Genomic DNA, 25,060 nt, shown 5'->3' on the forward strand with positions numbered 1-25,060 from the left:
ACGCCACCAGCATGCGCGGCTTTGTAGTAGAGCCGTAGGCGGAACGAAAAAGCCGTCGCCTTGACTGGCCTTGTTATGCATTTGGGTTCCACTGTAACTTATAACTACCATTTTCGTCACCCAAAACACTAAATCCTAGACTAGTATAAAAACCAACAACAGGATTTGCTTTTATGACACCTAAATTAACTGGCAGATCATGCTCAATTGCTGCTGACTTTGTGTAATTGACAACTTGCTTACCTATACCCATTGATTGAAACTCAGCCTTTACCAGTAGCATTTTTAAGTGGATGTGATCATCATTTTTGACCAAATAAAATGCACCAACGCGTTCACACTTATTCTGGATTATTTTAAATTGGGTGATCGGGAGATGCTTGCCAAAGCTCTCTTCTTGGAACGCCTCATGCCACCCCCACTGAGCCTCGATACTTGGCTTTAGTAGATCTTTAAATAGACCCCAAACCCATTCTCTATCAGTTATCTCGGCTTTTCTAAATTCGATTAGCACGATTCGTCCTTATGCATAACGAATGACATGGATTCCCCCTCTTGAAGATCTGCCACACTTAGGTGCGGCCTTTAATAACGAAGGTAACCATATCTACTCAATTCTTTTGTGGCGTTGATCTCGCCAAGCACCACTTTTCTCTTCACGCGGTGGATGATCACGGAAAAGTCATTCTCTATAACTCGTTCCCACGCTCCTGCGTGGGAACGGGAAGTAATGTCTAATGGCCCTGTCATATGATTGGCAGGCAGCGGTGAGACCGCTGTAAGAGACCTTCTATATGTTTTTGCCGTAAGCAATGACTTAATGGCGATTCATGTTGCTTCACATGGCAAACCTGACCTTGCCCGTTGAGGCGACCTCTGAGCAGCATACAACACGATGTTGTCCTGCGTGTTGGGAGCGGTTCATGGTCTGCGTGGGCGTGACACGACCGAGGTAGCCGAAAGGCGAATAGAATAAGGAGAATGGCATTCATTTAAACACAGGAGAGCAAACCGACACAAACCACATCGTTACGCAACGTATTGAAGTAACGTCTTATCTGCTCATTTCTTGGCTGCGCTCGTGCTGAAAAAAGTGCCAGACGCAGCCCCACCTATGCACATTCGAGCTATTTACTTAATAAAGCAACGGGCTTGTTCAACTCCCAAATAAAGTGTCGGCTACGCGACACTTATTATTTATTAGGCGACATTTCTACGTTTAACTTCTTTCTCATAAGAAGATTCATTGTATAGCCAAATAGCCCAAAATGCGAAAAACATCCCGATCGTATAAATGAAATAATTAAGAGCATTATCCGATAAGAAAATCGTAATACTTGCCACATCAGAAGATGGATAAAGGAAAATAACATTAAAAATCATGTACAAAGTGGCTGTGACGAAAGTTGTTCTAAAAAGCCAATTTAAACATCCTTTCTTTCGCGATTTTTGCCAATTCTCAAATGCTTTACCATTCATTAATCCACTCCTTTTCTGTTAACTAAAGCTAGATTAACTCCTTCCCACGCTCCTGCGTGGGAACGGGAAGTAATGTCTAATGGCCCTGTCACATGATTGGCAGGCAGCGGTGAGACCGCAGTAAGAGACCTTCTATATGTGTTTGCCGTAAGCAATGACTTAATGGCGGAAATGACAGAGCGAAGTAGACGACTTTGTTACTCGAGAGCATTGGCTGCTGGCGCAGCCAAAAAATGCTATTGCCYATTGACCGGAGAAGGGCTCATATGTGTTAGCTTAAGTTATGTAGCACCAAGCCATACCACCCCAAAACAGAATATTCAAAGTCCAGATTATTACACTCTGAACTGGAAACATATGAAAAACTAACTGAGGACATGCCTTAAGCTCACTCGTCGAGAACAACATTTGCGGTTGAAGATCCCAACTTGTAGCTAAACACAGACCTCTTTTATACCTAGGGTGATTCACCAAGTACTCAGTGTAGGATGAGTACATTGTCCATATCCCTAAAAAACCAAGTAATTCAACTAGTGATATCACTTCTATACTAAATGGTAACAGTGAAGGTCCTCCAATGAGGAAAATAGCTGCAAATATCCATTTTCTATTTCTCATTACATATCCTTGTTAATGATTTTAGCGAACGCTTTGTTAAGGGGTGAACAACGCAATACCGAAGTTGCTGCAAACCACCTTAAACACAAAAATCAACGCATGGTAAAAATGCCACGCGTTGTGAATCCCTCTTGAACAACTTGTTAGGCGAATTTTCAAAGAGTTATGCGCATATCTGCACAATTGAAAAGACCATCGCCCAAAGTCGGAAATCGTGCATGATTTGTGAGCGTACCATAATTTGAGAAACCCGACTTTTCTAAAACTCGTATGCTTGCGAGATGCTCAATAAACGGATTGGTTCTTACCTCTTTTACACCCAAACTTTTCAAGTATTGTAGACCAGAGCGGCACAACTCAGTTGCAATGCCTTGATTACTAAATTGATCTGATATACCAAAATGAATTTCAGCATATTGCTCATTAAATACGAAAACAACTAAACCAAACACAAAGTCATCTGGACTCGCTGCAACTCCATACAAACAAACTTTGGGAGCATTTTCTGAATAGAATTTTCGCCATTGCTTAATTTTCGTGAGCGTGGTTTCAACTGTATCGTGGGGCAATGTCGATATGTACTTTGCTGAACTGCTTGAGCCTGAATACATATTGAACAAAGAATTTGCATCAGCTTCTCGAAGCTCTCTGACTCTAAAAATTCCACTTTCGTAGTTCATTGCACCTACATTCGCCTAACGCTAAGAACAGTTGCAAAATAAATGGCACTACATTTTGCGAAGCAAAATTCGTGACATTTATTTTGTCAATTGCTTCGCCTTGTTAACTTTATGATTGAATAGTACCAATGTAATTCTTTGCTCCAGAAAAATAATATGAAATATTTCTCTTACCGAAGAAGTTATGCCAATGTTTTTTAATTTGCTCTTGCCTTTCTGGGTCAGTGCAAAAATCAACCACTTCAATTTCTGCATTTTTTCTTGTCATCCGTGATAATAGCTGGCGCAATTCGAAATCTGCACTAGGTAACGAATAACCGATAAAAACTAACTTTGATGCTTCTGATAATTCTATGCCTGCGTTTTGCCAAATAATTCTATACTGAGGATTAGATAAATCTTTAATAAAAGTCGGCATAATTAAATTGGATATTAATACATGCTTTCCAGCATCCTCTTTAAAGTTTCTATCACAATGGCGACAAGATTCTGGATTTTCAAAATTTCGCATAGTATCTTTTATTAAGAATCTTGCGTATAACCTCGCGCATCGAGGACATTGCAACCAGTTGAGAGAACCATGTAATTTTAGCAATTTAACATTAAATCCACCCTGACCAAGTTTTTCTAATCCTGGCTTTACAGTTGTATCACTTTCATCCTTCGAACTGATATAACAACAATAGTCTACAACAGCATCATAGGTAGAGTTACTTTGAATTGTGGTATAAATAGAGTTATCTAACAAAATATCCCAATTAGTACTTATAACACTTACAGGATCCTGTCGATGATAATTTGTTCCAGCTCTCACTGATGATAATTTCGTAATATATCGAGCAAAATCATCAATATATTCTTTAGATTTATTTGTTTTATTTAAAAGAATCTGGATTGTCTTACCGACAACATAAAATACAGACTCTCTTATATCCATAATTTTTCCTAAATCAATACCTCTGAATTGAGAATTATCAGATAAACAGCGGTCAAGTGGCGTAAAAATATCCTCAAGTTCAATATCTTGATAAGAGTTTGCTGATATATTCATCTGCTCTTTAAGGAAATTTTCAAAAATATTAAATTTACTTTCATTAAAATAATTTGGATCTTGATCGCGAAGCCTAAATGCTTCTTTCATAATTGCGGCTTGAGTTGGTGCTCCTGCCTCTACTGAAAATCCAGCTCCTAATATATAAACCGTCTTCACTAACTTACTTTCTCCTTGGCTGAATAAAGTTAACATTGTATTAGTGCGCGTGCTCGATTTGTCAAAATCGTTATACGCCCTGTTTTATCCATAACCTCATGATACGCATGTGGTTTTTCCATCTATCTCATCAAGCTCTCTTCGGTGATAGTGTGCATGCCGCCTATCCCGGTTGAGGTATTCACATTATCCCCGCGCTTGTACTTTTAACCGATTGATTATTCGTGTTTTTTATTTTTTCGCCTAGGGAAAGTGTGAATAGGTCATGAGAAAGCGTGCATCCATGTGGGCGCTTTTGTTGCGTTCCACGCTACCGCCCTTCGGTTGGCGGCGTCCAAAAGGCCATGTAAGAGACAGAAATATAAAGGGTTAGCGTACCAGAGTGCAGAATAGCTGTTTAGACACAAGCGCCTAAAATGTTGGCAAGGTCAGGGTTTGGATGTTTGCGGGGGCATGAATGCAAAAAAGCCGCTGACTTATCAGCGGCTTTTCGGTATGTGGCGGAGAGATAGGGATTTGAACCCTAGAAGGGCTATTAACCCTTGCCGGTTTTCAAGACCGGTGCTTTCAACCACTCAGCCATCTCTCCGGAACGGGGCGTATACTAGAGGCAGCTCAGAGCGATGTAAAGTCCATTTTTACTTTTTCACACTTAAGTGCTGAAATTATCAGCAAAAGCCTATTTTCAGTGCTTTTCTCCACTATGCCCCGCCGTTTATTTAGCCAAATCGGCCATTAATGTAATCATGAGTCAGCTTGTGCTCTGGGTCGTTGAACACTTTTTCGGTGCTGTTCACCTCAACCAAACTCCCTAAGTGGAAATAGGCCGTTCGGTCAGACACACGCGAGGCTTGTTGCATGGAGTGCGTGACGATCACTATGCTGAAGTTTTTCTTCAGTTCGGCAATCAGCTCTTCAATAATACCGGTGGCAATCGGGTCAAGGGCTGAGCATGGTTCATCCATCAAAATCACTTCTGGCGCGACGGCAATGGTGCGAGCAATGCATAGACGCTGCTGCTGACCACCAGATAAGCCTGTGGCAGGCTGGTCGAGGCGATCTTTCACTTCGTTCCATAGCCCTGCTCGAGTCAGCGATTGCTCCACTAACTCATCGAGATCGGCTTTGCTGTCGATCAGTCCATGTATCCTCGGGCCATAAGCCACGTTGTCATACACCGATTTAGGGAACGGGTTAGGCCGCTGGAATACCATGCCCACTTGCGAGCGCAGTTCCACAATTTCTGTCTCTTTGTGGTGAATATCTTCACCGTCGAGAATGATATCGCCCGTCACCACACAGCCGGGAATGGTGTCATTCATTCGATTTAAACAGCGCAAAAAAGTGGATTTGCCGCAGCCTGATGGGCCGATCATCGCAAGAACTTCTTTCTCGCCAATATCAAGGCTCACGTCTGCGATCGCGGGTTTTGCGCCATGTTCGTAGTTCACAAAGACATTGCGCGCCGTCATTCGCGGGTATCCACAAAGGGCACACCGCAGGTTTCTTTGGGGGCTGCGGTATTTTGGGGCGTCGCGTTCACTGTTTGCTCTGTAAGAGTTGCGTTAGTCATGGTTGTTGTCGTCATGGTTTTCTCTCCCGACTTACCAGCGTCGCTCGAGACGCTTACGCATAATCACGGCGCAGGCATTCATAAAAGCAAGGAATGCCAGCAGCACCATGATTGCGCCAGAGGTGTTTTCGACAAAGCCCTTTTCAGGATTCTCTGCCCATAAATAGATTTGTACAGGTAGCGCGGTCGCCGCATCGAGAGGCCCAGATGGAATGTCGACAATAAACGCCACCATGCCAATCATAAGAAGCGGTGCGGTTTCACCCAGCGCTTGTGCCATCCCAATGATGGTGCCGGTGAGCATGCCTGGCATCGCTAATGGCAGCACATGGTGAATAACCATTTGCATCTTGGAAGCCCCTACCCCTAACGCGGCGTCACGTACCGAGGGTGGAACTGCTTTGATGGAAGCACGGCTGGAAATAATGATGGTTGGCAGCGTCATAAGAGTAAGCACCAAGCCGCCCACAACCGGCGCAGAACGCGGTAGATCGGCAAAGTTGAGGAATACCGCCAATCCCAGCAAACCAAATACAATTGAGGGTACGGCCGCGAGGTTATTGATGTTAATTTCAATGATCTCGGTAATACGGTTGCGTGGCGCAAACTCTTCCAAGTAAATCGCCGCGGCTACCCCAATCGGAAAACTCAGTACTAGGGTGACCAGTAAGGTGTAGAAGGATCCGACCGTCGCCCCCCAAATTCCAGCGAGTTCGGCATCGCGGCTATCACCGTTGGTGAAAAAGCGGGTGTTAAACACGGTACGGATCCGATCATCGCTTTGCAGTTGGTTAAACCAACCGATGTGCTTGTCTTTAAACTGACGATAAGACTCCGGTAAGTTGCCGTCGATATTGCCTTTGTTGAACTGGTTAACGTTGTCTCCAGCAAGCGCCCAAATATCAATTTGCTGTCCAACAAGGCTAGGGTCTGCAGCCACACGGTCGCGCAAATCGTACTCCGCCCCCGTGGAAAGGAAGCGGAATAGCTCGCGCTTATCCGTACGTGACGTGACGTCCGGCAAGGTAGCAAAAATGGCATCGGCCAGCACCGAGCGATAGCTCAGGTATTGCAATGTTTCGTCATTGAGCGGTTTGCCCTCAATGCCAAGCTTTTCGGCGCTTAAATCGACCGTGAGACGAATTTCTGTGGTGTAGAAGGCGGTGTACCCTTGCGAGATAATTGATCCTAGCAATACCACCAAAAACGTAAACGCCAACAAAATCGACCCAATGCCATACCAACGAAAGCGTCCTTCGCGTCCACGTCGTTTGGCAAGGCCTGCTTTTACTCGGGCGCGCTTGTTTTGCGCGATCTGTGCAATTTTATCAGTCATATTGTTCTCGATATTTCTTCACAATACGGAGCGCAACAAAGTTCAGCGCTAACGTCACAACAAAGAGCGTTAAGCCCAGTGCAAACGCGGCCAACGTTTTCGGACTATCAAACTCTTGGTCGCCCACCAGCAGGGTTACGATCTGCACGGTAACCGTGGTGACCGAATCAAGTGGGTTCGCGGTGAGGTTGGCCGAAAGGCCTGCGGCCATGACCACAATCATGGTTTCGCCAATCGCACGGGATACGGCAAGCAAGAGCCCCCCGACAATGCCCGGTAACGCGGCTGGAATAACCACTTGGCGGATGGTTTCAGATGGCGTCGCCCCCAATCCGAGTGAGCCATCGCGCAATGACTGCGGCACCGCGGTGATCACGTCATCAGATAGTGATGACACAAACGGGATGATCATCACCCCCATGACAAACCCTGCAGCCAGTGCACTTTCCGAGGACGCACTCTCAAACCCAATCGCTTGTGCAATGTCGCGAATTACCGGAGCCGCGACCAAAGCGGCAAAAAAGCCATACACCACGGTCGGAATACCGGCGAGAATTTCAAGAATCGGCTTTACGATACTGCGTACGCGCGGTGAGGCGTATTCAGCGAGATAGATGGCACTCATCAGCCCCACTGGTGCGGCAATACACATGGCGATAATCGAGATCATCAAGGTGCCGGTGAACAGTGGAATCGCGCCAAAAGAGCCACTTGCTCCTTGCTGGTCTGCGCGTAAAGCAATTTGCGGTGACCATTCTGTCCCGAAGATAAAGTCGGTAATCGAGATCATTTGGAAAAAGCGCAGGGCTTCAAACAGCACTGAGAGCACAATGCCTAGGGTGGTTAGAATGGCTAACGTCGAACACAGCAGCAAAAACGCCTGCATCACGTTCTCGACACGGTTGCGGGCTCTTAACCGCGGCCGCAGCGAGCGCCATCCAAAGGCAAACCCGGCCAACGCCAATGTTGTCATGGCGGTAAAACGCAAGGTGTTCCCTAACGCATGGAGGGATTGATAGTGTTCAGCCGCTGCTAACAAGACAGCATCGTCAGTTTGGGTGATGCCACTGGCAATGTTCCCGATTTGGCTGTAAACCAAATCATGGCTATTGATGCGCACAAGGTAGCTATCTGGGATCTGTGCCATCACCAAACTGTGGATCAAGTTCGGCTCCACGGCTTGCCATAGCAGCAGTAAAATCAACGCCGGAATGGCGGCGAGAATCGCAACATAGGAGCCATAGTAATTGGGGCGAGAGTGAAGCTTGCTCAATCCACCTGCCATATCAGCCAGTTTGATTGAACGTGTTCGAGCAAGAAAGAAGCCTGAAATTGCAATCAGCGCAATTACGGTCATCAACATGGATGTGGTCATTGTTCCTCCTGAACACGAATAAAGGTGACACAGCGCGTGTGCCACCTTTTCGCGTTCACACTGCCATTACAGATTCGGGTTTAGATTCACCGCTGCAGTGCGTACGTTGTTCCATTCTTGGCTTGCCAATGGGATCAGACCACGGTCGGTCAGATAGCCCATTTCGCCGATAGCATCTTCTGCCGTGAAGGCATTCACATACTCTTTCAAGCCTGGGATCACATCTTCATGCGCTTTCTTCACGTAGAAGTAGAGTGAGCGTGATACGGGATACTCGCCACTACCAATCGCATCAAATGTCGGCTCAACACCGGCAATTTTTGCGCCTTGAACTTTATCGGCATTCTGCTCGAGGAAGCTGTACCCAAAGATACCGAATGCATCTGGATTCGCTTCAAGCTTTTGCACGATCAAGTTGTCGTTTTCGCCCGCTTCGATAAAGGCACCATCTTCACGCATGCCATGACAAATGGCTTTGAATTTATCTTCATCGCTGTCTTCTAGCGCGGCAATTTCAGGATATTGAGAACAGCCTGCTTCCATGGCGAGTTCAACAAACGCATCACGCGTGCCTGACGTTGGTGGTGGGCCTAGCACTTCAATCTTGGTTTTCGGCAGCGATGGGTTCACGTCTTTCCACGTTTTGTGTGGATTGTCGATGAAGTTACCTTTGCCGTCTGGCACGGTTTTAGCCAGTGCGGTGTAAAGATCTTTCAGTGATACGTCATATTGTGGCGATGCTTTTGAGTTCGCAAAGGCGATGCCGTCATAACCAATTTTGATTTCGACGATGTCGTCTACGCCATTGGCTTTACAACGCTCAATTTCAGAACTTTTGATTTTGCGTGATGCATTCGTGATATCTGGTGTATTTTCACCCACACCTGCACAGAACAGTTTCAAGCCACCGCCTGAACCGGTTGATTCGATTTTGGGTACTGAGTATTGCGACGTGCGACCGAAGCGCTCAGCAACCACAGTAGCAAAAGGGTAAACGGTAGAAGAGCCAACGATGCTAATGTAGTCACGGTTTGCGGCCGTTGCGCTACCCGCGGCCAATACGGCCATTGATACTGTAGTAGCAGCAAAGAGAGCTTTGAGTTTCACATCRACCTCCAAGTCGATTGTTTAAGTTAGTGCTGTGCAAATTGTCCAACCTGCACATGACGAAGAACTCGGTTAGCTGTGAAACACCTTAAGCAGGGTTCGTGACACTTCCTTGATGAGACGATGAAGCTTTAATGACAGGCTGATCCTTTGGTAAGCAACGCAAAAATTGGCGCTCGCCCGCTCGCGTTGCGCGGCGGTATCGCTAGGATATAGCTAAGCTTTTTCGTGCTGCAACGCCGGTTAGACACGGGTATAAGCACTATTTAAGTCGTGTGGCATGGGGCTGCACAACATCCTGGCGTAAAACAGGGAACAGCCGTAAGGATTCATCATGGCGGAGCCAAACGATAGCCTCGCGCGCTCAATTAAGTCGCATCGAGCGAGAATAAAAAACACCCAAACCCAACCCAGTAAACCGTCGGTTCTGTTTTTGTGTGATGGGCTTCAGGGCGCCTCGTTAATGGCAAGCGCCATTATGCAGAACAAAGCCGGAGCGTTTTTTGAGATCGTGTGCTGTCACACCAGCCCTGACATGGCAACCGAACCGGCCGCACGGGCGTTGATTCAATTTCAAATCTCAACCGCGGACATTGTGCCGGTGCCTTTGGCCGGCTTATCGTTGAACTATGTTGACTATTTAGTCGCCCTTTCGCCTGCCGCAGTGCAATCGGGCCTTGCACTGCCCAGCTATGGAAAATTTGTACCCTGGGATGTGTCCGAGCAGTCCAACGCCAGCACAACCGCGGTACTGCGAACCATCAATCACAACGTGAATTACTTTCTGTCTCTCTATTTATTTCGCTAGTTCAGTTCATCCCACAAAAAATGCGCCGGTTAGGCGCATTTTGCATCAAGGCTGCGGTTAGAGTCGAAACGCTTGGGCTTGCTCGCGAATGCTGGCGTTTTCTTTCTCTAGTCGCTCATAGGCGTCACGCGTTTTTTCTGCAGTCTCAGCTAGCGACTCCGCTGCACGGTGAATCGCCGATACATTTTGGTTCAGATCGGCCGCTGCCGTGGTTTGCTCCTCTGTGGCGGTCGCAATCGCTCCGGTCATTTCGGACACTCGCTGTGTCGCTGCATTAATCGTTTCTATCGCTTCTGCCGCGCGTTTCGCGTCGTCCAAGCCTTTTTGGGTGAGCGTCTGGCTATCCGTCATCACTTGATAGGCCTGGCGTGCTTTGGTTTGTAGTCCTTCAATGATTTGGTTGATCTCATCCGTGGATGATTGGGTTTTGGTCGCCAAGCCGCGAACCTCGTCAGCGACCACCGCAAAGCCACGGCCGGCCTCACCCGCTCTCGCTGCTTCAATCGCAGCATTCAGTGCCAACAGGTTGGTTTGTTCTGCRATCGTACTGATCACTTCAGACACTWTGCCGATATTTTCACTGTCTGCGCTTAAAGCCTCAATGACTTGCGACGCTTTATTCACTTGCTCCTGTGCCGCCACACTTTGCTGATACGACTGTTCAAAAATATCACGCCCTTGTTCAGCGTAATCGCGTGATTTATCTGTTTGCTCCGCCGCATTGACCGTATTGGTAGCAACTTCCCCAAAAGTGGATTCCATCTGCGTCATCGCGCTCGCCAATTGTGATAACTCGCCACGCTGTTGTTCAACACTCCTAACAGTGTCGGTCACTTGGTTTGATAGCTCATCACTCACCGCTTGCAAACGCTCAGTTCCCGCGACTAAAGCGCTAATCAGTGCCGTTACACTGCTTTGCATTTGGTCAAATGTCTGCGCTGCTTGCCCGATTTCATCACGATTAAACGCATCTAAGGTGAGACGTTGGGTTAAATCGCCGCTCTCGACTCGCTGCATCTGCGCCACCAAGCGCGCAAGCGGACCACGAATACGCTGTTGAAGAAGCAGGGCTACCCCCACCATCAAAGCGATCAGCGCGATAATGACCGCGATGCCAATATAAACTAGCTGTTCGATTTTATTCGCCTCACGCGTTTTAATCGCGTTAGCTTGGTCCTCTATAGATGCTTGTAAAGTGGCAAGGTTCGCCACAATCTGATCAAAAGGTGCCAGCATCGGCCCAAGCATTTTACGGCGCGCATCTTCCATCTGACCGTTATCGATCAAACTGATATAGTCGTTCTGCATTTGGCGATACGCATCCAGCCGATCGGCAATATCTGCCACCGCTAGACTATTGGCATCTCGCACAGTCAAGGCTTCCATGTCAGCCAAAGCTTGGCTAACTGCCTCATCATTGCGTTCAATTTTCACCAAAATATCACGGTGTTCTTGGCGGCTATCTGTAAGGCCATAATCCAGCGCGAAGCGACGATAGGTCACGGTAAAATAACGGAGATCAGAGACAGTACTAAGAAGCCGAACATTACGCTCAACAACGTCATTAAACTGCACTTTCACCGTTTTAATTTCGCTAAATAAATAAGCGCCGCTGACCGCAACAGCGACACCTAATGTGAGAAAAATTACTCGTAAGTATTGAATGATCGTCATTTTGCCCCCCGCTACACCTATTGGCATTGATAAAAGACTAATTATTCTTTTGTCAGTAAGCTAACGGGTACGACCAATCACTGTGATAGGTTCAATCTAAATCCGTTTTTCATTGTCAAGATAACTCGCGACAGTAGACCAAAAGCTAACGTTAAGCCACCAGTAACAGTAAGCCATGACAGCCCACAACACCCGCAGTCAAACGGCCACGCATCACTTGGTAAGCGGCGGGCTGCTCTTCCTCTCGTTCGCTCTTTCGGATCCATTTTTCAGCCAACCATACCGCCAAGTAACCCGCAGTGAGAATGCCAGTGGCGATCACGTATTGCGTTGCCCCTTGAATGAGTGCCCCCCATGCCAGTAGAGCGAATAAGTTACTCAGCAATAATGCATTACGGCTGAGTTTATGGGAAAAATGGTCGATACCATTGCCCCACAACACGCCAGATAAGAAACTTAAAATCACCGCACTGTAGCTTAAAAATAGCTGCTCACCACTGAGTCCAAATAAGGTTAAATCGGCCCAAGTAATAATTACCCCGCCAATAAACGGAACCAAACCCAGATAGCCAAGTTGCAGCATGGTATCGCGCGCAGAAGGTTGAGGTTTCATGAAGCTACTCCCATCAAAAAGCGGTCACGTTTAGGTCTGTTTTCAGTATACGAAGCCCAGTCTAACTTGGTCGTCTTATCGACATTTTTTGCTGATTTTCTCGGCGTTTTACAACTTTTAGCTGTGATTTATCCCTCATTTTTTTGCAAATATAGGGAATATTGAGTACATTGCTGCCCGAATTCGTTTTCACAGGCTGCCAACTTTTGCCGACAGCAGCCATGCGGCGAGCCGATAGTTCGTCAATTTTTCCGCTTGTTTAAGGAGCACCATTAGCGCTTACCGCTACCCCTATTTTTCGCGTTTGAAAGAGGAGTTATTCATGTCAACGCAACGTACACGAAGTACACCCGGCGCCGAATCAATGCGCCCGACTTATCACCCATTTGAAAACCGCGTAACCCAAAGCGGCCTTTTCAAAGGCGTTCACAAAAATATGATGATCGCCGCTACCCTTCTGGTTTTCGCCTTCGTACTGTTTACAGGCTTTAACACCGATCTTGCTGCCACGATTTTTGCAACTGCACGAGGCTGGGTCGAATCCACCTTTGGTTGGTACTACATGATGGTGCTGGTGTTGCTTCTCACGACCAGTTTGATCATTGCCGTCACGCGCTTAGGCAGCATCCGTCTGGGAGATGATGACGATCGCCCCGAGTTCAGCACGTTTTCTTGGTTAGCCATGCTTTTTTCGGCTGGTGTCGGGATTGGCGTACTGTTTTTTGGGGTAGCCGAACCCACGTTCTACTTTGATACAAGTGGTGCGTTCGGCTACCCCAACAACCCGTATGCCGATATGGCTGGGGCGACCGCCATGGGCTTTGATCGTGCCGCCGATGCGTTGCGAGTCACCTATTTCCATTGGGGCTTTCATGGCTGGGCGGTGTATGTGATTGTCGGGCTCGCGTTGGCCTATTTTTCGTTTCGTAAGAAACTGCCTCTGGCCCTACGTTCGACCGTCTATCCACTCATTGGTGAGCGTATTTATGGCCCGATGGGGCATGCCATCGATATTCTTGGCGTGCTGGGTTGTGTATTTGGTGTCGCGACCTCACTGGGGTTAGGCGTCAGCCAAATTGCCGTGGGGCTGGATCGTTTATTTGGGATTGATCCCGGTGTGGTCACTCAGGTGATACTCATTGCGCTGATCTCTGTGGCTTCCATTATGTCTGCGCTATCTGGCGTGGGTAAAGGGATTCGGATTATCTCTGAGTGGAACATTATTGTCTCGGCCCTTGTGATCGCCTACTTCCTGTTTGGTGGCCCGACAGCTTGGCTGATTCAGATTTTTGGCGTCTCGCTGGGTGACTACTTGGTGAACTTTATGCCAATGGGGCTGTGGTTCCCTGATGAGCAAGGTCCCGCTGCATGGCAAAATGCGTGGACCATTTTCTATTGGGGATGGTGGATTGCTTGGGCGCCCTTTATTGGCCTATTTATTGCGCGTATTTCACGCGGTCGTACCCTACGCGAATTTATCTTTGGTGTGCTGTGCGCGCCGACACTGATGATTTTTGCTTGGCTCGCTATCTTTGGTGGTAATGCCCTACATCAAGAGCTTGTCGCTGACACTGGGATTGGTAGCGCAGGGATCATTGATTTGGTGAATAGCTGGGACTTACCCGCTGCACTCTTTGCCAGTGCCGATGGGATCACCGGCGGTGGCATCACTGGATGGATCCTCAATGCCATGATGATTTTCTTGCTATTTAGCTGGTTTATCACCTCGTCCGACTCTAGCACGCTGGTGCTTACCACGATCCTTTCAATGGGCAATGAGCATCCACCGAAGCGTTTCCGTATTTTTTGGGGGTCGATGATCGGGGCGGTTGCCGCCGTGCTGTTGGTCGCAGGCGGATTGAAGGCACTGCAAACGGCCAATATGGTCACCGCATTGCCTATCAGTATTCTTCTGATCCTCATGACAATCAGTGTGCTGAAATCCTTGCTTGAAGAGTCGATGGGCAAATCGACTGCATCGAACACATCGCAAGCTAAGCAGTAAATCTGACTGGGCACGTAACAAAAGCGCCACCGTATTGGGTGGCGTTTTTCTTTGCAACGAATATTACGGCGCTGCTGGCTCTCCAACCGCCATCGCTAGCACACTCACCGGATGCAAAGCTTCCAGCGATGTGTTTTCTTCAATTTGCCATTTACAGGTTTCACAGTCGGTGATCGCAAAGTCCGCCTGCGCGGCTTCAATCTGAGCAAACAAGCCACTACCGATGGCAATCGAGGTTTGATAGTTCTCAGTTTTAAACCCATAGGTACCTGCCAAGCCACAACACTCACTATCGAGCACAATCACCTCTAAGCCTGGGATCATTCGTAACAGCTCAATGGTAAACATCGCATTACCACTGCGTTCCAAGTGACAAGGGGTATGGTAAACCACTCGCTTATTAATAGGCTTGAGCTTGGGCATCTCGCCATTCATGGCCGCTTTGAGTAAAAAGCGAGTCACAAAGCTGATTTGCCCTGCCACGTGGGCGTTATCCACTCCCAGTACGTGGGGATACTCTTCTTTTAACGTCAGCGCACACGATGAGGAGGTGGCTATTACAGGGCGATGCTCGGCAACCGAATCGGCAATCATCGCGGTATTGGCGGTCGCGTTGCGGCGCGCTTTATCGTAAAAGCCATTGGCAATTAGAGGCACGCCACAGCACTTATGTTTCTCGAGCAATTGCACGCCATACCCCATCGCATTCATCACTTTCACTAAGTCTTTACCAAGCTGCGGGTTGTTAAAATTCACATAGCAACCATGAAAGTAACTGACTTGTTTAGGATAATCCGCTTGTGTCGCTGCTTGGCTTTTCATCCAACGCCGAAAGGTGCCAAACGAATACTTGGGTAGAGATTTATGTTTATCCACCCCAATCGTGGCGTGCATCACCGCTTTCACCGGTTTCAGATCCGTCATCACGTTCACCAACGGTGCTACTGGATTAGCAAGCGTGCCAAACAAGTCGGTATGGCTTAGCACGTAATCACGCATCAACTTAGGATTGATATTTTTCTTGCCGTGTTTGCCGCGCGCCACCGCAATGATGTCGCCAATTTTCACCCCGGAAGGACAGGCGGTCTCACAGCGTTTGCAGTTGGTGCATAACTTGAGCAGGTCATCATAATAGTCAGGGTTTTTGATCCGCAGACGCTCACCATCCGGGCCACACTCTTTGGGGCCAGGATACGCAGGGTTCGCTTTTGATACCGGGCAATACACAGTACAGACCGTGCATTTAATGCATTGGTCAAAACTGGTGGGTTGCGGCGCATGGTCGCTATAGTCACGCTGTTTCAGCCATTCAGTTAGCATGGGACGCCTCCTTAGCGTTCGCCATCACAGCGAGCGCACGTTGCGCGGCGGCGTAGCCAGTTGCGATCGCAACGCCACCGCCACAGCCCTCATAGACGGGATCGTAACCACTGAGTACCGCACCACACACAAACAGGTTTTGGCAGCGCTTGCCGCGTGCGGTGGGACGCAGTTGGTTGTCGGTGTTGATGCCAAACGCCATAAAGGGGTGGCTTTGCTGACTGAAAAAGTCGTCGTTGCGCCACTCGCTGCGATCAGGGCTTTGCACCATGTCTAATCCCAACGTCGGTTCGCTCACCTGAGTGCGGTCGGCATTGAGACCGCGACTAAAATAGCTGCCCGTGGCCAAGATCACTGCCTCTGCGGTTAACGGAATATCTTCGAGTTGACGCGTATGCAAAGCGGTAAGGCGACCGTTGTCGTCAAATTCACCGCCAGTCACTTGATCGCCGCGCAGCAATACCCCACCCGCGCTAGCAAAAGCCCGCTGTAACGCACGCTCAATGCGGATCCCCAGCAGTGAAGGCGGCATGGTTGGCACTTCGTGAAAACAGCGATCGGTGCGCTGTTTAAGTGCATCCATCCCCCGCTCGCCGGCCACATCGGCAATGATGGCGGGTAAAATCACCAGCTCATCTGGGCCGGACTGCATGATTAGTTGCTCGCACAGACTGTCAAAGGCATCAGGCTCAGCCAATAAACGAGAAAGATCCACCGAGCGTAGCTCATTGCGGTTACGGCGTAATCGCTCGGCTCCCGGAATCGACAGCGTAATGGTGCGGCTTGGGCAGGATGCAAAATCACGCTGGGCGGTAATGGTGTCTTTCGCTAACGTCGGTTGCGCATCGCGATAGCCTTCAATGGCGACAAAACACAAACCAGAGAAACGACGCGGGCCGCGATGCTGATACACATGCCCTTGCGATAGCCAAGTCGGGCGCACAGTACCTAATGGCGTAATGCGGCCGTGGTTGGCGTTATCTTCTTGATGATACAGACACACCTTTTGCGCACTCAATTGGTGTTGGAACCAAGCGAGTGACTGGGTGATTTCCTCTAAACTGACTTTGGCATAGGGATGCTCAGGGTGCTGGCGCACCAGTTTCGGAATCGCTTCAAAAGGCTGACTGACCGGCTCACCATTGGGAAAATGGCCCAATACATCAATGGAGCCTGACGAGAAATGTAGCGCGCTTTGTCCGGCGCTAATCATTACGGTTTTCTTGCCCGCTTCCAGTGACCGCAATGCGGCAGTAAACCCGGCAATGCCGCCACCAATCACTGCGATATCGTAGTGGATCATTGTGATACCTCCTGATCAGCCGCTGACGTCGGTGCAGCACGCTTTATCTCAGCGCTACTGCGCGGTGCCTTCGGCGGCATTGGCACCTCACCGGCGCCAAATAATCCTTGATAAATCCAATAGCTAAATTCGGCTTCGCGTAGCGCATCGCCCCAAAAAATCGGTTTCACGCCTTTCCAGCGCTCTTCGAGAAAGTCCACCAGCAGCCCTGCACTGGCTTGGCCATCTATCCCAGCCAGCTCACTGAATAAGCTAGCGGCACGATAGCTGCACAACTCACCCTGACAAGGCCCCATACCCAGACGAGTGCGCCGACGCAGATCGGTGAGATTTTTCACATCCAGCGATTGAATCGCATAGTTCACCTCGCCCTTGGTCACCATTTCGCATTCGCAAATCACCGCTTGGCTGTCGTCACTTTCATCTAAAAAATGGCTAACGCGCTCACCGTGGCGGTAATAGGCGGATTGGTAGACAGGTTTCACCAAGCTGGCACTGGCTTTACGGATCCCTTTAGAAGGCTCAGAGCCCGGTAGCGGGCGAATCGCAGTTTGGCAACGGTTGCGGTTACCCAACTTTTCAGCCACCAAGTCTGTGGCTTGCTCGGCCATCAAACGATAGGTCATGAGCTTGCCACCAGTGATAGTGATCAAGCCTTCCAGCCCATCGCGTGCTTGGTGATCGAGTAACACAATGCCGCGACTGATATTACGACCACTGCCGTCGTCATCTACCGAGACCAAAGGCCGCACGCCAGCATAGGCGCGCAACACGCGTGTATTGGCCATGATGGGGGCGAGCTTAGCCCCTTCGCGCATCAGCACATCCACCTCTTGTGGCGTCACCGCGAGCTTATCAATCTGATCGTACTCGATGTGCTCAGAGGTGGTGCCGATTAAGGAAATGGTGTCACCGGGCACCAATATATCGGCGTCTGCCGGTTTCCGGCAGCGGTTGATCACCCGGTTATTAATCCGATAGTCGAGGATCAGCAATGAGCCCTTGGCGGGGAACATTTTGATATTCAGATCGGCATACTCACAGATTGTCTGCCCCCAAATCCCTGCGGCATTGATCACTTGCTTCGCCATAATGGCAAAACGCTCGCCGGTGAGGGTATGCAAACACTGGACGCCTTGCACCGTCGCCCCTTGAYGAATTAATCCCGTCACTCGGGTATGGTTAAACACCTTGCCACCGTGCTCTTTGCCGTCCAACACATTCGCGGCACACAAACGAAAGGGGTCGATAATGCCATCCGGCACTTGCACCGCGCCAATCATCGCTGGATTCGCGTTGGGTTCGAGCGCTAACGCTTCACGTGGTGTCAGTTTTCGGGTCGGAATACCGGCTTTATCGCAACTGGCAATAAAGGTGTCTTGGTACGCTAAATCATCTTCCGGCAAGGTGATAAAAAGTCCGCTGGTGTCTTCCACGCAGTGGCGAGCAACGGATTTAAGGATGGTGTTTTCTTGAATGCATTCACGGGCCGATTCGGTATCTGTGACCGCGTAACGAGCCCCAGAGTGCAGCAGTCCATGGTTGCGCCCCGATGTCCCAGCCGCAATATCGTCACGTTCGAGCAAAATGCATGAGATACCACGCAGTGCGCAATCTCGCATGATGCCGGTGCCGGTTGCACCCCCACCGATGATGACCACATCCGTTTCAATATACTGGCTATTTGGCATGGGGCCTCCTTGTTACTGTATCGTAACGGGAGTGTGGCATTTTCCGTGTCACAAAGACGGCGAGATCATCACACAATGCGCGAATTCGAAATACAAACTCACACTTGTTTGATTTAAGACAAACTTTTAGCCGCCAAAAGACGCGCGAATGGTGACACGGGAAGCCACCGCTACAAGGGAAAGGCCCGACGATCGTACCGAAGGCTCCGTCAAGTTGGCTGACTCGATGCGATGCACAATAAATACATTAGAAAATGCGCGAAAACGCGCATTGTTAATGAGTTGTATAATTACTTGCTGCTAGTGCGGGTCACTAAACGCTGGCGTGTCATATACCCGCGATAACACAGAGCCACCACAAAACATAACCCTGCGGGAAACAGCAGGGCAGCAAAATGGAAGTGCGCAAAAAGCGCCGCACCCACTACCCCGCCGACGATAAAGCCAGACGCGATCAGTAAAAAGAGCATCAGTTTGCGCTTATCCACTGGATTGCCGCGCACCTTCCCCCCTAGCATCAATCCTAAATCGGTAAAGATGCCAGTTAAGTGGGTTGATCGCACGATCGCGCCGCTGTAGGTGGTCGCCATCGCATTCTGCAAGCCGCACGCTGCCGACGCGGCCAACTGACCAATGGCAAAACCGCGAGAAAGAAAATAAAACGCCACCACAATTAGCCCAGCTTCGACAAACAGTGCCGAGTCATAATGGCGACCCAATTTAAGCGTGCTGCCATGCAATAAGCATCCGGAAATCGCGGCACCGAGGAAAAAAGCCAACAATAAGCCACCCAGTTGGATAACTTGTGTCCATTGGCCTGCAAACAACCCCGAGCCAAATTGCGTCGCGGTGCCTGACACGTGCGACACGGCTTGATGTTCAAAGCCCAACAAACCGATCGCATTGATGGTACCGGCGATCAGCGCTAACACAAACGCCCCGGCTTCAACCCACCGAGGCAAACGGGTAATCATTGGCTTTCCTAGTCGTTATTGGATGAGGATGATGGCTGGTCGAGCATGTCCAGTTGGTTGTGGCGGATCATCGCTTGTAACTCGTCCACATAGGCCTGACCACGCTCTGAATAGCGTACCAGCCCATTGGCGAGTGCTGCGCCTGACAGTGGTTTATTCTGCTCACGCAGGTTGGCGCGGATCTCGCGTAGCCTTTGGTACGCGGCATGAGTATTTAAGTTATTGATATAGCTTTGTACCGAGGCTTGCGGGTTATCAAACGCTGCAACTTCGTGCACTTTCCCTTCCGCTCTTTGATTAGGGACCAGTCCACATCCTTTACTAAAGCACCACTGGCCGAAGTAGTTATTCCCTTCCCGTGCAAACCGCGACGTGCCCCACGCACTCTCGTTCGCCGCCTGTGCTAACACCAACGACGGAGGAATAATATCCACCCGTTGGATCAATGCCATCCAGTCTGCTTCTTGGTCGACGTTAAAGTCTTTAAGCTCATACTGTTCGGCGAGCGCTTGGACGCGTTTTATTTCTCGGCTACTTAGCTCACTTTTACGCGCATGCCATGCCATTAATGCGGTGCGATCCGCCAATATTTGGCTGTTAATGGCATTAACCACAGGGGTGAAGTAATCAAAAAACGCCTGCTTTCGCTCTGCCCCCGCGGCAAAAGATTGGAAATCAGGAACAAGGGGAGCTTGGGGGCGCTGACATGAGATCAAAATGGTGACGGTCACAGCAAAAATCGCCATGCCGATAAAGACGAAGGTACGATGTTTCATAGTGCCCCTAATGTTGTCGATGTGGGCGGTATTATACGCGAAATACCCGTTGGCGACGAATGCCGCCCTCTCAACTTAACACTGGCTGAGTCACATTATATTAACAAGGTAAGATGACCCGAAAGCATGCGCCGCCTAAATCACTATGGTCGATTTCAACATTGCCACCGTGGCGGGTGACAATTTGTTTGACGATCGCAAGCCCCAAACCATAGCCGGAACGCTTTTTATCGCGGGAACGATCTGCACTGTAAAACGCATCAAAGATAAACGGCCAATGTGACGGATCAACGCCCTCACCATCATCGTGGACCGCAATCACCAGCTGCGTATCCTCACAATAGACACGCACGGCGATTTGACTTACCGCATACTTCTCCGCATTACCAATTAAGTTGGTAATCACCCGTTTTAGCAGGTGTGGATCCGCCTCAATACTGGGCAAGTCCTGCGGTGCATCCAAGCTCACGGATTTGGTGCTTAGTGTCTGCCAACGCGGCCATTGTTCATTCATCCACACAGACGTATCTAACGTTTGTGGTGTGAAGAGTGTATTAGGATGATCAACGCGGGCCAAGTACAAGAGCTCATCAACGAGTGACGCCATTTCGTCGGTATCCTCAATAATACTGGCAACTTTTTGGCTCTGCTTGGTATCCAGCGGGCTCTCGCTAAGTAACTCTGCTTGCCACTGAATACGAAATACGGGAGTACGCAATTCATGTGCAACCGCATTGGTCAGTGCTCGACTGCTACTCACAAGATTGGCAATACGGTCTGCCATATGATTAAAGGTACGATTCAGCGACCCGACACGTTGGTGGCTACGTGTTGATGCGCGGGCATTTAAATCTCCCCCAGCAAACTGTAAAGCCGTTTTCTCTAACGCGCGAACACGACGGCTTAAAAACCACACCATAAAAAAGCTGTAAATGGCAAAGCCAACAAAAAGAAAAACAATCAGCAAATTATCTTCGAAGGCTATTGCACGATGTAATGGGGAGTTTGGATCCTCTTTTAAGGTGTAGAACACCTGCATATCCGCAAGGTGGAACCACAACTTGTCATCATCGTCGTAGTAGACATCAAATTGTCTATCGGTACGGTCGAAGTAATTTTTTACCGCGACAGGCAAGTGCTCAGCCGGGTGAGTATCTAGCGCATATTCAACTTTATGGGTGTATGCCTTTAGCGCATCCAGCGCCGCGTCCGTGCCTGAGGTTGCCTCAATGATATCCAACATATCAACAAGACCATCCGCTCGTCGTTCTAACAGAATAGCATCATGATCATCGGTGATTTCATACACCAAGACGACATACGTCACCAAGCTGGCAAAGAAAATAATAACCAAGCCAAAGAAGAACTCTAAATAAATGCGGCGCATGCCCCTACCTCAATCCAACGACCTATTGCACTTGGATAAGCACTACCAAGTATCAGGCACAAATAAATAGCCTTTACTCCGTACCGTAATAATCCGGCGCGGACTTGCAGAATCATCCATCAGTTTTTTGCGCAGCGTGACGATTTTGTTATCTACGGTTCGATCAATCCCATCATATTCAATCCCGCGCAGTGCTTGGGTAAGCGTGTCTCGAGATTGTACCGAATCGGGATGCGAGGCTAGTTGCCACAGGAGATCAAATTCACTTTCCGTTAAAGTGATACTTTGCTCATCTAGCTTACATTGCCGGCGTGCTTGATTAAGCACAAGGCCTCCATATTGCAGCACCCCTGGGGGAGCGGATGACATGACCGTGTCCGATTGACGACGCAACAGCATACGTACACGCGCCATAAGCACGCGGGGTTTAATCGGTTTACTGACAAAGTCATCGGCACCAATTTCCAGCGCAGCCACATGATCAAAATCGTCATCACTGGCAGTTAACATCAAAATTCTACCGTGGTAACCATTGCGGATCTGTCGACAAATTGTCAGCCCATCGTCGCCGGGCAGCATGAGATCCAGCAATACCAAATCGGGTTGCGCTGCCAATATTTTCTCTGCCGCGCCTGTGCCTTCTGCCAATGCCGTTACGGTGTAATCTTGCGCTTCGAAGTATTCCGTTAACATTGCGCGCATTTTGGGGTCGTCCTCGACCACAAACAGGTGCAGTTTCTCTTCCATTTTGATTGGTCACATCATCACTAAAAGGTAACAAGTATACCAATTTCCCTATCGATTCAACTGATTCCTGCTCTGACAGATGTCAGACAATTCCTGACGAACTGACGATATTCTCTGATTGCTAGTGCGCTTACATTACTGCCAACCCCAGTGGTGAACATCATTAAAGGAAGTAATCATGAAAAAACTAGCAATTATCATCGCGGCTATCGCCTCTAGTACTGCATATGCTGGCGACACCTATATTCGTAACGGCAACATTTATTCACATGAAGGCCAAGCAGTTGCCAGCATTGGCGTAGGTGTCACCAGCGATCTCTATAAAGACCAAGACAAAAACATCTATCCGCAGTTTAACCTCGGTTACAACGGCGAAAACTTTAACGCGGATCTTTCCAATGGCCTTAACTACCGCTTCTTGGGTAACAATGATGATACTGTGAACCTCAATGCCTATATTGGTCATTTAACGCCTGGCTACAAAAGCAAAGACGCAGATATTCTTAAAGGCATGAAAGATCGTGATCCAGCCATTGATGGCGGTATCAATATGGACATCAACACAGGCAAAGGTGGCGTATTGTCTACCTATGTAGGTCATGACATCACTGGTGAATACGATGGCTTCAATGCAGGYATGAAGTACATGCACCTCACCCACTTCGGCAATGTTGACTTTGTCCCTTATGCCGGTGTTGATTGGTTGAGCAAAGACTATGTTGACCACTATTTTGGTGTGAAAGACAGCGAAGCCACGGCACAACGCGCCGCCTATAAAGGTGATGATGCCTTTGCTTACAATGTTGGCTACAAACTTGTCGTACCAATGGGTGAAAACTGGGATATTAGCCAAACCACACAATATACCCGTTTAGGCAGCGACATTGCTGATTCGCCAATCGTCGATAGCGCGAACCAGTGGGCAGCTCAAGCGATGGTTAGCTATCACTTCTAAGTAACACGTCGGCCACTGGTTTATCTAGTGGTCGGCTCCTCTCAATTTCCTACGTAATACTTTGTTTATATTGTCAAAAATAGTTTCCTCCCCATCACAATCTATTTCAATGGGGTGTGATTGCAGCCTTCAGTCACATTTTGTTACATTCCTAACGCATAACACAGTTTCTCGCTTTTGTCCCCTCGCTATCCGCACGCTACATGGCGACACATTCGCGACTTTTCTCAGACTCACGCGCTAGGATGCCCATGAAAAACATCTTATTTTTACCCATTGCCATGTTTGCGTTCGGGATGGATGCCTATGTCGTGGCGGGCATTATTCCGGACATTTCGACCAGTTTTCAGATCACAGAAGCACAAACCGCACAGATGGTGACGGCTTTTACCTTGTGCTATGCCCTTTCTGCGCCAATCTTGGCGACATTGTTGGCGGGCTTTCCAACCAAAAAGGCGCTCGTGCTATCGATGCTGGTATTTATCTTCGCTAACCTTGTCACGATATTCAGCACCCACTTAACCATGTTGCTGGCAAGTCGTGCACTAGCCGGAATAGGCGCCGGTATTTTCTCTCCTTTAGCGGCGGCGAGTGCCGCCTCTTTGGTGCCTACAGAAAAGAAAGGTCGCGCACTAGGGCTGTTACTGGGTGGCATGAGTGCAGGTACTGTCATCGGCGTGCCTGCCGGCCTTGCTCTCGCCACTTGGCTGGGGTGGCAAGGCGTCTTCACCGTTGTAGTCGGTATCGCGTTTATTGGGCTGATTGGCGTGTTGCTTGGGGTGCCCCATATCTGTGTCGCACCACCGCCATCACTGAAAGCGCGTGTCGCATTGCTCGCCAATCGCTCGGTGTCTGCCACCATTGCTGTCACCTTCCTGACTGCTGTCACTAGCTTGGGGCTCTACGCTTATCTCGCACCTATAATTACGGGCATCACACAACACACTAACCTCACGCCATATTTATGGGTTTGGGGACTAGGCGGCATGATGGGTAGCTTCACCATCGGCCATTTGATCGACTGGGTAAAACACCCACGAGCCATCTTACTCGGGATACTAACGCTCATGTCCGTGGCCATCTTGAGCATTCCGAGTAGCTTGCCGTTGCCCTCCATCATTGCCTTTGTGCCATTTTTCTTGTGGGGCGCTGCCGGTTGGTCGTCGCTCGCGCCACAGCAACACACGCTGATTAGCCTCCAACCGGAGCACAGCGCTGCGGTGGTTGCACTGAATGGTTCGTCAAACTACCTTGGTGGTGCTGTGGGTACCCTTTTGGGTGGGCTGTGGCTCGGCCACGGCCTCTCGGTGACTCAGCTTGTCTATGCCGCCGCGGCAGTTGGTGGCGTAGCAATCGCTATTCAAATCGGGATTCTACGCCAAAGTATTCACGCCGTAGCGACAAGGTGCAAAAGTACCTAGTTTAGCAA

Annotated in this window: 21 protein-coding genes, 1 tRNA gene and 2 pseudogenes; 6 read left to right on the forward strand and 18 right to left on the reverse strand. The window is 49.0% G+C overall.

Annotated features, from left to right (window positions below):
* Positions 1–73 precede the first annotated feature (73 nt).
* Complete coding sequence (locus BZG83_RS02135; protein WP_158011508.1) at positions 74–514, reverse strand: GNAT family N-acetyltransferase; 441 nt, start codon at positions 512–514, stop codon at positions 74–76.
* Between the two features lie 89 nt (positions 515–603).
* Here BZG83_RS02135 and BZG83_RS17145 point away from each other — a divergent pair.
* Positions 604–711 (forward strand): annotated as a pseudogene (locus BZG83_RS17145) (IS110 family transposase); the annotation flags it as partial.
* 119 nt (positions 712–830) lie between these two features.
* A pseudogene (locus tag BZG83_RS17150) lies at positions 831–956 on the forward strand (IS91 family transposase); the annotation flags it as partial.
* 244 nt (positions 957–1,200) lie between these two features.
* On the opposite strand, the gene BZG83_RS02140 reads toward BZG83_RS17150, so the two are convergent.
* The 8 genes from BZG83_RS02140 to BZG83_RS02185 all read right to left on the reverse strand — a co-directional run bounded on the left by BZG83_RS02140 (position 1,201) and on the right by BZG83_RS02185 (position 9,378).
* Positions 1,201–1,479 (reverse strand): hypothetical protein, encoded by a 279-nt coding sequence (locus BZG83_RS02140; RefSeq protein ID WP_077479189.1) that lies wholly within the window; start codon positions 1,477–1,479, stop codon positions 1,201–1,203.
* A 773-nt stretch (positions 1,480–2,252) separates the two neighbouring features.
* A complete protein-coding gene (locus tag BZG83_RS02155; RefSeq protein ID WP_077479192.1) occupies positions 2,253–2,777 on the reverse strand; it encodes a GNAT family N-acetyltransferase in 525 nt (174 codons plus the stop codon).
* A gap of 109 nt (positions 2,778–2,886) precedes the next feature.
* Positions 2,887–4,023, reverse strand: coding sequence for a hypothetical protein (locus tag BZG83_RS02160; protein ID WP_206744369.1), 1,137 nt, complete (start codon positions 4,021–4,023; stop codon positions 2,887–2,889).
* A 462-nt stretch (positions 4,024–4,485) separates the two neighbouring features.
* Positions 4,486–4,576, reverse strand: a tRNA-Ser gene (locus tag BZG83_RS02165).
* A gap of 130 nt (positions 4,577–4,706) precedes the next feature.
* A complete protein-coding gene (gene pstB, locus BZG83_RS02170) occupies positions 4,707–5,459 on the reverse strand; it encodes a phosphate ABC transporter ATP-binding protein PstB (RefSeq protein ID WP_077479194.1) in 753 nt (250 codons plus the stop codon).
* A gap of 132 nt (positions 5,460–5,591) precedes the next feature.
* Positions 5,592–6,896 carry a phosphate ABC transporter permease PstA gene (gene pstA, locus BZG83_RS02175; protein WP_077479195.1) on the reverse strand — a complete coding sequence of 435 codons (1,305 nt, stop codon included), beginning with the start codon at positions 6,894–6,896 and terminating at the stop codon, positions 5,592–5,594.
* Positions 6,889–8,271, reverse strand: coding sequence for a phosphate ABC transporter permease subunit PstC (pstC, locus tag BZG83_RS02180; protein ID WP_077479196.1), 1,383 nt, complete (start codon positions 8,269–8,271; stop codon positions 6,889–6,891). Before pstC ends, pstA begins: the two co-directional genes overlap by 8 nt.
* 66 nt (positions 8,272–8,337) lie before the next feature.
* Entirely contained in the window at positions 8,338–9,378 is a 1,041-nt protein-coding gene (locus tag BZG83_RS02185) for a substrate-binding domain-containing protein (RefSeq protein ID WP_069588285.1), read from the reverse strand.
* Positions 9,379–9,712: 334 nt separating this feature from the next.
* Here BZG83_RS02185 and BZG83_RS02190 point away from each other — a divergent pair, with 334 nt between their 5' ends.
* Positions 9,713–10,186, forward strand: a complete 474-nt coding sequence (locus BZG83_RS02190; protein WP_077479197.1) for a hypothetical protein — start codon at positions 9,713–9,715, stop codon at positions 10,184–10,186.
* A gap of 57 nt (positions 10,187–10,243) precedes the next feature.
* On the opposite strand, the gene BZG83_RS02195 is transcribed toward BZG83_RS02190, so the two are convergent.
* A complete protein-coding gene (locus tag BZG83_RS02195) occupies positions 10,244–11,860 on the reverse strand; it encodes a methyl-accepting chemotaxis protein (RefSeq protein WP_158074930.1) in 1,617 nt (538 codons plus the stop codon).
* Positions 11,861–12,011: 151 nt separating this feature from the next.
* Positions 12,012–12,473, reverse strand: coding sequence for a DUF3429 domain-containing protein (locus BZG83_RS02200; protein WP_232112141.1), 462 nt, complete (start codon positions 12,471–12,473; stop codon positions 12,012–12,014).
* A 322-nt stretch (positions 12,474–12,795) separates the two neighbouring features.
* On the opposite strand from BZG83_RS02200, the gene BZG83_RS02205 reads away from it, so the two are divergent.
* Positions 12,796–14,478, forward strand: coding sequence for a BCCT family transporter (locus tag BZG83_RS02205; protein ID WP_077479199.1), 1,683 nt, complete (start codon positions 12,796–12,798; stop codon positions 14,476–14,478).
* A gap of 63 nt (positions 14,479–14,541) precedes the next feature.
* Here BZG83_RS02205 and glpC read toward each other — a convergent pair whose 3' ends face one another.
* From glpC to BZG83_RS02240, 7 genes are all read right to left on the reverse strand, one after another.
* Positions 14,542–15,798 (reverse strand): anaerobic glycerol-3-phosphate dehydrogenase subunit GlpC, encoded by a 1,257-nt coding sequence (gene glpC, locus BZG83_RS02210; protein ID WP_077479200.1) that lies wholly within the window; start codon positions 15,796–15,798, stop codon positions 14,542–14,544.
* The gene (glpB, locus tag BZG83_RS02215; RefSeq protein WP_069588276.1) at positions 15,788–17,101 is read right to left on the reverse strand and encodes a glycerol-3-phosphate dehydrogenase subunit GlpB; all 1,314 of its coding nucleotides are present in this window, start codon (positions 17,099–17,101) and stop codon (positions 15,788–15,790) included. The genes glpC and glpB overlap by 11 nt, the downstream gene beginning before the upstream one ends.
* Positions 17,098–18,792, reverse strand: a complete 1,695-nt coding sequence (gene glpA, locus BZG83_RS02220; RefSeq protein ID WP_077479201.1) for an anaerobic glycerol-3-phosphate dehydrogenase subunit A — start codon at positions 18,790–18,792, stop codon at positions 17,098–17,100. The genes glpB and glpA overlap by 4 nt, the downstream gene beginning before the upstream one ends.
* Positions 18,793–19,082: 290 nt before the next feature.
* Complete coding sequence (locus BZG83_RS02225; protein ID WP_077479202.1) at positions 19,083–19,766, reverse strand: YoaK family protein; 684 nt, start codon at positions 19,764–19,766, stop codon at positions 19,083–19,085.
* Between the two features lie 8 nt (positions 19,767–19,774).
* Positions 19,775–20,542, reverse strand: coding sequence for a glucosaminidase domain-containing protein (locus tag BZG83_RS02230; RefSeq protein ID WP_108743614.1), 768 nt, complete (start codon positions 20,540–20,542; stop codon positions 19,775–19,777).
* 100 nt (positions 20,543–20,642) lie between these two features.
* On the reverse strand, positions 20,643–21,929 hold the full coding sequence (locus BZG83_RS02235) for a HAMP domain-containing histidine kinase (protein ID WP_077479203.1): 1,287 nt from the start codon (positions 21,927–21,929) through the stop codon (positions 20,643–20,645).
* A 42-nt stretch (positions 21,930–21,971) separates the two neighbouring features.
* Positions 21,972–22,676: a response regulator gene (locus BZG83_RS02240; RefSeq protein ID WP_077479204.1), complete on the reverse strand. Its 705-nt coding sequence runs from the start codon at positions 22,674–22,676 to the stop codon at positions 21,972–21,974.
* A gap of 175 nt (positions 22,677–22,851) precedes the next feature.
* On the opposite strand from BZG83_RS02240, the gene BZG83_RS02245 reads away from it, so the two are divergent.
* Positions 22,852–23,631 carry a MipA/OmpV family protein gene (locus BZG83_RS02245; RefSeq protein ID WP_443216365.1) on the forward strand — a complete coding sequence of 260 codons (780 nt, stop codon included), beginning with the start codon at positions 22,852–22,854 and terminating at the stop codon, positions 23,629–23,631.
* Between the two features lie 251 nt (positions 23,632–23,882).
* On the forward strand, positions 23,883–25,052 hold the full coding sequence (locus tag BZG83_RS02250; protein ID WP_077479206.1) for an MFS transporter: 1,170 nt from the start codon (positions 23,883–23,885) through the stop codon (positions 25,050–25,052).
* Positions 25,053–25,060 lie beyond the last annotated feature (8 nt).

Source organism: Salinivibrio sp. PR919, from assembly GCF_001995355.1.
GTDB lineage: Bacteria > Pseudomonadota > Gammaproteobacteria > Enterobacterales > Vibrionaceae > Salinivibrio > Salinivibrio proteolyticus.

What these genes read in the sequence shown, in the direction of transcription:
- pstA (WP_077479195.1), bottom strand. Translation starts at nt 6,896, where the DNA reads ATGACTGATAAAATTGCACAGATCGCGCAAAACAAGCGCGCCCGAGTA.
- glpC (WP_077479200.1), bottom strand. Translation starts at nt 15,798, where the DNA reads ATGCTAACTGAATGGCTGAAACAGCGTGACTATAGCGACCATGCGCCG.
- BZG83_RS02235 (WP_077479203.1), bottom strand. Translation starts at nt 21,929, where the DNA reads ATGCGCCGCATTTATTTAGAGTTCTTCTTTGGCTTGGTTATTATTTTC.
- pstB (WP_077479194.1), bottom strand. Translation starts at nt 5,459, where the DNA reads ATGACGGCGCGCAATGTCTTTGTGAACTACGAACATGGCGCAAAACCC.
- pstC (WP_077479196.1), bottom strand. Translation starts at nt 8,271, where the DNA reads ATGACCACATCCATGTTGATGACCGTAATTGCGCTGATTGCAATTTCA.
- BZG83_RS02250 (WP_077479206.1), top strand. Translation starts at nt 23,883, where the DNA reads ATGAAAAACATCTTATTTTTACCCATTGCCATGTTTGCGTTCGGGATG.
- glpB (WP_069588276.1), bottom strand. Translation starts at nt 17,101, where the DNA reads ATGATCCACTACGATATCGCAGTGATTGGTGGCGGCATTGCCGGGTTT.
- BZG83_RS02160 (WP_206744369.1), bottom strand. Translation starts at nt 4,023, where the DNA reads ATGTTAACTTTATTCAGCCAAGGAGAAAGTAAGTTAGTGAAGACGGTT.
- BZG83_RS02225 (WP_077479202.1), bottom strand. Translation starts at nt 19,766, where the DNA reads ATGATTACCCGTTTGCCTCGGTGGGTTGAAGCCGGGGCGTTTGTGTTA.
- BZG83_RS02200 (WP_232112141.1), bottom strand. Translation starts at nt 12,473, where the DNA reads ATGAAACCTCAACCTTCTGCGCGCGATACCATGCTGCAACTTGGCTAT.
- BZG83_RS02240 (WP_077479204.1), bottom strand. Translation starts at nt 22,676, where the DNA reads ATGGAAGAGAAACTGCACCTGTTTGTGGTCGAGGACGACCCCAAAATG.
- BZG83_RS02230 (WP_108743614.1), bottom strand. Translation starts at nt 20,542, where the DNA reads ATGAAACATCGTACCTTCGTCTTTATCGGCATGGCGATTTTTGCTGTG.
- BZG83_RS02140 (WP_077479189.1), bottom strand. Translation starts at nt 1,479, where the DNA reads ATGAATGGTAAAGCATTTGAGAATTGGCAAAAATCGCGAAAGAAAGGA.
- BZG83_RS02190 (WP_077479197.1), top strand. Translation starts at nt 9,713, where the DNA reads ATGGCGGAGCCAAACGATAGCCTCGCGCGCTCAATTAAGTCGCATCGA.
- BZG83_RS02155 (WP_077479192.1), bottom strand. Translation starts at nt 2,777, where the DNA reads ATGAACTACGAAAGTGGAATTTTTAGAGTCAGAGAGCTTCGAGAAGCT.
- BZG83_RS02205 (WP_077479199.1), top strand. Translation starts at nt 12,796, where the DNA reads ATGTCAACGCAACGTACACGAAGTACACCCGGCGCCGAATCAATGCGC.